We start from the raw sequence: 6,895 nt of genomic DNA, 5'->3' as shown, positions 1-6,895 counted from the left end.
GTGCGCTTCGACACCCTGTCGCGCATCTGCGAGGCCCTGCAATGCCAGCCGGGCGACCTGCTCGCCTGGGAACCCGGTCCGGATCCTGAGGACGAGGGTCATGGCCCTTGAACGTCGTCACGCGCTGTGGCCGCTGGTCGTGGGAGGACATGTGGGGTTGCTGGCCGGTCTGGCCCCTCGCCTGCCTGCGCCCCTCCGAACCCGCCCCGGCGGACGGCATGGACCTGCTCAGCTTGCCGTACTGGCTCGCCGCCGAAGCCCGCGGCAAATGCAGGAAATGAAGCAAGAAATGAAGCAAGAAGCGCCCGGAGACCCTCGCCCATGACCACAAAGTCCGTCCTGCCCCTGCTCCTCGCGCTGCTGGCACCGCTGCCGGCGGCCGCCGAGGACACAGCAGCCCAGGCCACTACCGTCCTGCCCACCGTTCAGACCGAACTGAAGCGCGACAGCAGCGTGCTGCCCTATGCCCGCGTCAACAGCCTGCTGGCACAGCTGCGCCAGCATGGCGAAGGCCTGTTCCGCATGGACTTCAGGATCGACGCGGAGAAATCCAAGATGGCACCAGCCGACGTGCGGATGACCGTGCGCAGCGACGACGCGGACTACCCCATCCGGATCGACGCCGAGGGCGGCCTCGAGCTGCCCATCCTCCCGGAGGCCGAGGCCAAGACGGCGGACTTCGCCACGAACGCCGCCAAGGGCCAGCTCGCCGTGCGCGGCACCATCGAGCTGACGACCCCGCCCGAGCAGCTGACGATGGCCAAGGTGCGCCAGATCATGCGCGTCGGCCGCACGCTGCGCGAGGAACTGCTGCCCTGGTACCTGCGCTGGCTCTTCCCGCGCCTTCAAGCTGTGCGCATCTGCAGTGCCACACCCAGCTGGGAGCTGGAATGGCGTGAGAACGGGCAGTTGGTGGGCCTGCCGCTGCCCGTGGCCACCGGCGAGCCTGATCCCGACGCCCGCAAGGGTCAGAAGGCCCGCCCCTGCGCCCTGCTGACCGGCCAGGAGAACTGGCCTGACGCGGCGCGCCTGGTGCCGCCGGCGGGCACCAAGCTCAGCGTCAAGCTCTAGGCCGCGATGGATCATCGCTGGATTGCGCGCTTCGCCGTCGCGGCCCTGCACCTGGGGCTGCTGGCGCTGCTGTGGCTGCATCGCCCGCCACCGATGCAGGAGGCCGGCGAGCGGCGACTGACGACCGTGCGCCTCGTGCCCCCTCGGCGCACGCCGCCCCCCACGCCACCGGCGGCCGCCACGCCCCGGTTGCCGATGCCCGACCTGCCCCTGCCTGCACCGCCTGCTTTCAGTAGCGAGACGCCGGCCGTCGCCACCAGCCCCGCGCCTGCTGCACCCGCGCCGCCTGCCGACGGCGCCACCGCTGAGCCGCCCCGCACGACGTTGCGCCTGACGCTTCCGCCCGGCTACGCCGCCTCCGCCAGCTCGCGCAGCGCAGCGCTGAACGATCCGCGCAGCAACACCCGACGCCTCACGCTGGAGGATCGGATCGCAAATGCTGCCGCGGTCACCGGGGACTGGGTGGAGGAGCGCACCAGCGACGGCCGCATGCGCAGGCGTCGCGGCGACACCTGCGTGGAGACCGAGGAGTCCCGCATCGCCAGCATCGACCGCTTCAACGAGAACGTCGCGCCGCGCGCGGTCAAGATGACGGGCAAGCCCTACAAGTGCTCGCCCTGAGCCTCGCGCGCCGCGGGGCGCATCGACGACGGCTCGATGCCGAACATGCGCTTGTGCGTACGGCTCAGGTGGGCGGAATCCGAGAAGCCGGCGTGGTGGGCGGCGGCCGTCCATGACGCGCCGTCCATGACGGCTTCGATGGCCAGGTTGATGCGCAGCCACAGCAGGTAGGCACGAAAGGAGCAGCCCGTCCCGCTGACGAAAAGGTGGCGGAATCGGCTCTCCGACAGGGCCACCGCGCCCGCCACCTCGTTCAGCGGCAGCGGCCGGCCGATGTGGCGGCGGATGTAGTCCAGCGCCCGCACCAGCCGCGCATCCAGTGCCTCGTCGGGCTCGACGCCCGCGCCGCACAAGGACTGGATGGTCGCCGTCGCCGCCCGATGCATCGCCAGTGCACCGGCATCGGCGTCGAAGGCGGCAAACAGCGCCCGCGCACTCTCGCGCACCTCATCCTCGGGCAGCGCCGCCACTTCGGCACCGCCGAAGCGCCGGGTCAGCGCCCGGCCGGCGCGGCTCTCCGGCTCGACGAACAGGTGCGCCACGCACAGCGCGTCCGCCTCGAACTGATGCTTGCAATGGCTGGGCACCAGCGCGCCCGCGAACGAGGTCCAGGGTCCATCGGCCTCCGTGCGAAAGCGCAGTTCTCCCTGCGCTGCCAGGGCCAGTTGATGGGCGTGATGGTCATGCCACTGCGTGCGGCCCTGGCTGCGCCCCACCCACAGGCTGGCCCCCTGCCAGAGATAGGCACGGCCCGCACCGTCGCTGGCCCAGGCGGCACGGGGGCGCGCCAAGTCAGCCGTTTCGTTCAAGCGCAAACCGGCCCGTCCACGAAAAATCCCAGCCATACCCCAGCACCTTCCGACAAGACGCCATGAATCTCTCTCCCGAGTTCGCACGCCGCATCCGACCCAGCGTGAGCGCCGAGCTCGCCGAAGCCCGCTGGCAGGGACAGCGCGGCAACGCCGACCTGTCCGCGCACCACCTGGAGCGGGCGCACATCCTAGGCCAGGCTTCCACCGTCGAACACGTCCGCGTCCATGCCGCGATGCTCGGCTGGGCACTGCGGCAACGCGCTGCCGGGGAACTGCTGGGCCAGGCCTGGCGACTCGCAGGCGCGGCACTGAAGACCTGGCTGTGGGTGCCCGTGGGCAACACCGGCCGGACCGACGTCAGCGGCTTCCGGCCCATGCCGGTGCCCCCCGACCTGCGGCGACTGATCGACGCCGCGCGCCACCCCGGCCGCCACTGAAGCGGCGAGCCGGCTTCCATCCCCACCACAGGGCGCCGAAGCGGCGCCCGGGGCGCACTCGCGCCCGCTTCTTTCCATCCCGGAGTTTCACCATGCGCAGATCCACCTTCCTGGCCACCGCCGCAGCCCTCCTCAGCGCCGCCTACCTGACCGCCTGCGGCAGCCCGCCGCGCGACCTCGACCTGTCGTTGCAGCACCCCAGCACGCAGGGGCAGTTCGTCGTCACGCTGGAGCCCCCCGCCACCGGTCCCGTGCTCGGCCAGATCCAGACCTGGCAGTTGCGCCTGGCCGACCGCGACGGCACGCCGGTCTCGCAGGCCCGCATCCTCTTCAGCGGCGGCATGCCCCAGCACGGCCACGGCTTCCCGACCCGGCCCCGCGTGACGCAAGAGATCAGCCCCGGCGTCTACGCGCTGGAGGGCGTGAAGTTCAGCATGTCCGGCTGGTGGGACATGCGCTTCGGCCTGCAGGCCGGCGACCGCACGGATACCGCCGTCTTCAACGTGGTGCTCGACGACGGCCGCCATCGCCGCTGAGGACGGGTCATGAAGCACACCCTGCTGGCCGCCGCCCTCGCGCTGCTGCTGCTCAGCGCCTTCCGGCCGGTCACCGAGTCCTGGACGCCCGCCGAACGCGCCGCGCTTTCGGCGCTGCACATCAGCCGCCTCGGCGCGGCGCCGCCCGACCCGTCCAACGCCGTGGCGGATCGCCCCGAGGCCGCAGCCCTGGGCCGGCGGCTGTTCTTCGACGCCCGGCTGTCGGCGAACGGCCGGGTGTCGTGCGCCAGTTGCCATGCGCCCGAGCGCGGTTTCCAGGATGGCCGCCCGGTCGGCCAGGGCTTGGCCACCGGCAGCCGCCGCACCATGCCCGTACCGGCTGCCGCGCACGCAGACTGGTTCTTCTGGGACGGGCGCAAGGACAGCCTGTGGTCCCAGGCGCTTGGGCCGCTGGAGGACGCTGCGGAGCACGGGGCCAACCGCGTGCAGCTGGTGCGCCTGCTGGCCGAGGCCTACCGGCCGGAGTACGAGGCCCTGTTCGGTCCCCTGCCACCCCAGGCCGCGCTGACCGGCGCGGCCAGCCCGCTGGGCACGGCGGCGGAGCGGGCCGCGTGGGCACGGCTCCCCGAGGCGCAGCAGCAGGCGGTGGACCGCGCCTTCGCCAACCTGGGCAAGGCCATCGCCGCCTACGAGCGCACGCTGATGCCCGGCGAGAGCCGCTTTGATCGCTACGTCGCCACGGTCACCGCCGGTCGCGCAGCGGACGAGGCCCTGTTGTCGCCGGCCGAGGTCCGCGGCCTGCGGCTGTTCATAGGCAAGGCGCAATGCGTGAGCTGCCATGCAGGCCCGCTGCTCACGGACCAGCATTTCCACAACACCGGCGTGCCGCCGCGCGACCCGCGGCGCCCTGACCCCGGACGCGCACCGGCCGTGGCCCGCGCCCTGGCCGACCCGTTCAACTGCCTGGGTCACCACAGCGATGCCCCGCCGCAGCGCTGCGCGGAGTTGCGCTACATCGCCGACGACGATCCGCACATGCAGGCTGCCTTCAAGACCCCGGGACTGCGCAACGTGGCCGAGCGCGCCCCCTACATGCACGCGGGCCAGTTCGCGACGCTGGAGCAGGTGATCACCCACTATGTGGCCGCACCGGACGCGGTGCTGGGCCACAGCGAACTCGCACGCGCTGGCCATCCGCACGCCGAGCGCCGCCCCATCGCGCTCGGCGACGCCGAGGCGGCCGACCTGGCGGCCTTCCTGCGCAGCTTGTCGGCGCCGGTCTGCGAACGGGGACAGCCATGCTGAGCTGCCGCCAGGCCCGACTCGAGGATGCGGAAACCTTGTTCGCGATGGTGCGGGAGCTGGCCGCCCACGAGGACAGCCTCGCGGCGTTGCACACCGACCTGCAGCGCTTCCGCCAAGATGGCTTCGGCCCGCAGGCCCGCTTCGCGGCCGTGCTCGCGGAAGTGGACGGACAGCCAGCCGGCTACATCAGCTACACCCACGCCTACGCCATCTGGCGCGGCGCGGCGTCACTGAATGTCGACGACATCTACGTGCGAGCTGCCTTCAGGCGGCAGGGCGTGGGCGAGGCCCTGCTGCGCCGGCTGCGCGACGTCGCGGCCCGGGACGGCGCCTGTCGCCTGCGCTGGGAGGTCAACGTGCACAACGCCGGCGCCATCCGCTTTTACGAGCGCCTGGGCGCGGTCGTGACCCCCAAGGGCCTGTGCCGTTGGGAGATCGCCGATCTCGAACCCGGCTAGACGGAGGCCGCTGCACGCTCCTGCTCCCTCAGCCGCAGCACGCGGCGCTGCACCTTGCCGGTCGTCGTCATCGGCAGGGCAGCGATGAACTCGATCTCCTTCGGGTACTCATACGGCGCCAGCCGCGCCTTCACATGGGTCTGCAGCGCCTCCACCAGCGCGGCGTCACCCGCATGGCCGTCGGCCAGCACGACGTACGCCTTCACGACGGCGCCGCGCTCCGCATCGGGCTTGGGCACCACGGCCGCGTTGGCCACGGCCGGATGCTTGAGCAGGCAGTTCTCGATCTCACCCGGCCCAATGCGGTACCCCGCGCTCTTGAAGACGTCGTCGGCCCGGCCCTCATACCAGAGCGTTCCGTCGGCATCCATGCGCGCGAGGTCACCGGTGCGGCACCAGCTGACCGCCGGGTCACCGGTGAACTTGGCGCGGGTTGCGGCCTCGTTGTTCCAGTAGCCCAGGAAAAACACGGGGTCGGGGTCGCCATGGCGGTCGCGCGCATGCACCGCCACCTCGCCGATCTCGCCGGGCGCGCACTCCTGGCCGTCGTCGTCGATGACGGCGACGCGATGGCCCGGGTAGGCCCGGCCCATGCTGCCCGGACGGGCCGGCCACAGCGCCTGGCAGTTGCCGACGACGTAGTTCATCTCGGTCTGGCCGAACATCTCGTTGACGGGCACGCCCAGGGCGTCGCGACACCAGGCGAAGACGGCGTCGCCCACCGCCTCGCCAGCGCTCATCAGTGCGCGCAGCTTCAGCTTGTGGCGCTGCGGCCTGGGCTCGGCCTTCATCATGGCCTTGAGCGCGGTTGGGAACAGGAAGCTGTGCGTGACGCCGTAGGCCGCCATCAGCTCGAAGGCCTTGGCCGCCGAGAAGCGCCCCTGCCAGGCGACGATGGGCCGGCCAAAGTAGAGGCTGGGCAGCAGCGCGTCCATCAGGCCACCGGTCCAGGCCCAGTCGGCCGGGCTCCAGAAGACGGCGTCGCTGGGCTGGCTCGGGTCGAAGGGATTGAATCCGAACCAGTTCTGGCTGGCGATGAACCCGCTCAGGTTGCCCACCAGCGCCCGCTGCGGGATCAGGGCGCCCTTGGGGTTGCCCGTGGTACCGCTGGTGTAGATCAGGATGGCCGGGTCATCGGCCTTCGTGGCCACCGGCTTGAACCGGGCCTCCTCGGCCTGCAGAGCCTGCATCCATGACAGCTCGTCGCAGTCCACCGGACACTGGCCGACGACGAGGATCCGCCTCAGTGCCGTGCAGCGCCCCTTGGCCTCGCGCAGCGCCGGCAGCGCCTCGCAGGCGGCAATGGCCAGCACGGCACCGCTGTCCTGCAGCCGGTATTCCAGCGCCTCGGCGCCGAAGAGCATGGACAGCGGCATCGCCACCGCACCGATCTGCTGGATGGCGATGTGGGCGACGGCCGTCTCGAAGCGCTGCGGCAGCACGATGGCCACGCGGTGCCCGCGGCGCACGCCCTGATTCAGCAATGCATGGGACAGACGATTGGCGGCCCGCTGCAGCTGGCCGTAGCTGTACTGCGCACGGCATCCGCTCTCGCTGTCGAAGCAGATGGCGGTGGCTTTGGGCGTGTCACGCGCCCAGCGGCCGCAGCAGGCCTCGGCGATGTTGAAGTCCTCAGGCACCTGCCAGCGGAAGGCGTCATGCAGCTGCTGGTAACGGTCTTCCGCCATGGGCCA

Annotated in this window: 9 protein-coding genes; 7 read left to right on the top strand and 2 right to left on the bottom strand. The window is 71.5% G+C overall.

Features of this window, described 5'->3' with window-relative positions:
• The 3 genes from VGF12_RS17995 to VGF12_RS17985 all read left to right on the top strand — a co-directional run.
• Positions 1 to 111: helix-turn-helix domain-containing protein (locus tag VGF12_RS17995; protein WP_331177421.1), on the top strand; the 111-nt coding region annotated here is incomplete at its 5' end.
• A gap of 210 nt (positions 112 to 321) precedes the next feature.
• The gene (locus VGF12_RS17990) at positions 322 to 1,071 is read left to right on the top strand and encodes a hypothetical protein (protein WP_331177417.1); all 750 of its coding nucleotides are present in this window, start codon (positions 322 to 324) and stop codon (positions 1,069 to 1,071) included.
• A 6-nt stretch (positions 1,072 to 1,077) separates the two neighbouring features.
• On the top strand, positions 1,078 to 1,692 hold the full coding sequence (locus VGF12_RS17985) for a hypothetical protein (protein WP_331177416.1): 615 nt from the start codon (positions 1,078 to 1,080) through the stop codon (positions 1,690 to 1,692).
• Here VGF12_RS17985 and VGF12_RS17980 read toward each other — a convergent pair.
• A complete protein-coding gene (locus VGF12_RS17980; RefSeq protein WP_331177415.1) occupies positions 1,674 to 2,483 on the bottom strand; it encodes an AraC family transcriptional regulator in 810 nt (269 codons plus the stop codon). The two genes, VGF12_RS17985 and VGF12_RS17980, sit on opposite strands and share 19 nt — an antisense overlap.
• An 80-nt stretch (positions 2,484 to 2,563) precedes the next feature.
• Between VGF12_RS17980 and VGF12_RS17975 the strand changes: the two genes are divergently transcribed.
• From VGF12_RS17975 to VGF12_RS17960, 4 genes are all read left to right on the top strand, one after another.
• The gene (locus VGF12_RS17975; RefSeq protein WP_331177414.1) at positions 2,564 to 2,941 is read left to right on the top strand and encodes a DUF3703 domain-containing protein; all 378 of its coding nucleotides are present in this window, start codon (positions 2,564 to 2,566) and stop codon (positions 2,939 to 2,941) included.
• A gap of 92 nt (positions 2,942 to 3,033) precedes the next feature.
• Complete coding sequence (locus VGF12_RS17970) at positions 3,034 to 3,477, top strand: FixH family protein (protein WP_331177413.1); 444 nt, start codon at positions 3,034 to 3,036, stop codon at positions 3,475 to 3,477.
• A 9-nt stretch (positions 3,478 to 3,486) separates the two neighbouring features.
• The gene (locus VGF12_RS17965; protein WP_331177412.1) at positions 3,487 to 4,743 is read left to right on the top strand and encodes a cytochrome-c peroxidase; all 1,257 of its coding nucleotides are present in this window, start codon (positions 3,487 to 3,489) and stop codon (positions 4,741 to 4,743) included.
• Positions 4,737 to 5,201 (top strand): GNAT family N-acetyltransferase, encoded by a 465-nt coding sequence (locus tag VGF12_RS17960; protein ID WP_331177411.1) that lies wholly within the window; start codon positions 4,737 to 4,739, stop codon positions 5,199 to 5,201. Before VGF12_RS17965 ends, VGF12_RS17960 begins: the two co-directional genes overlap by 7 nt.
• Here VGF12_RS17960 and VGF12_RS17955 read toward each other — a convergent pair.
• Positions 5,198 to 6,889, bottom strand: coding sequence for an acyl-CoA synthetase (locus VGF12_RS17955; protein WP_331177410.1), 1,692 nt, complete (start codon positions 6,887 to 6,889; stop codon positions 5,198 to 5,200). The two genes, VGF12_RS17960 and VGF12_RS17955, sit on opposite strands and share 4 nt — an antisense overlap.
• Positions 6,890 to 6,895 lie beyond the last annotated feature (6 nt).

The organism is Roseateles sp., from assembly GCF_036404855.1.
Taxonomy (GTDB): Bacteria; Pseudomonadota; Gammaproteobacteria; order Burkholderiales; family Burkholderiaceae_C; genus Pelomonas.
This window is presented reverse-complemented; position numbering and strand designations above follow the sequence as displayed.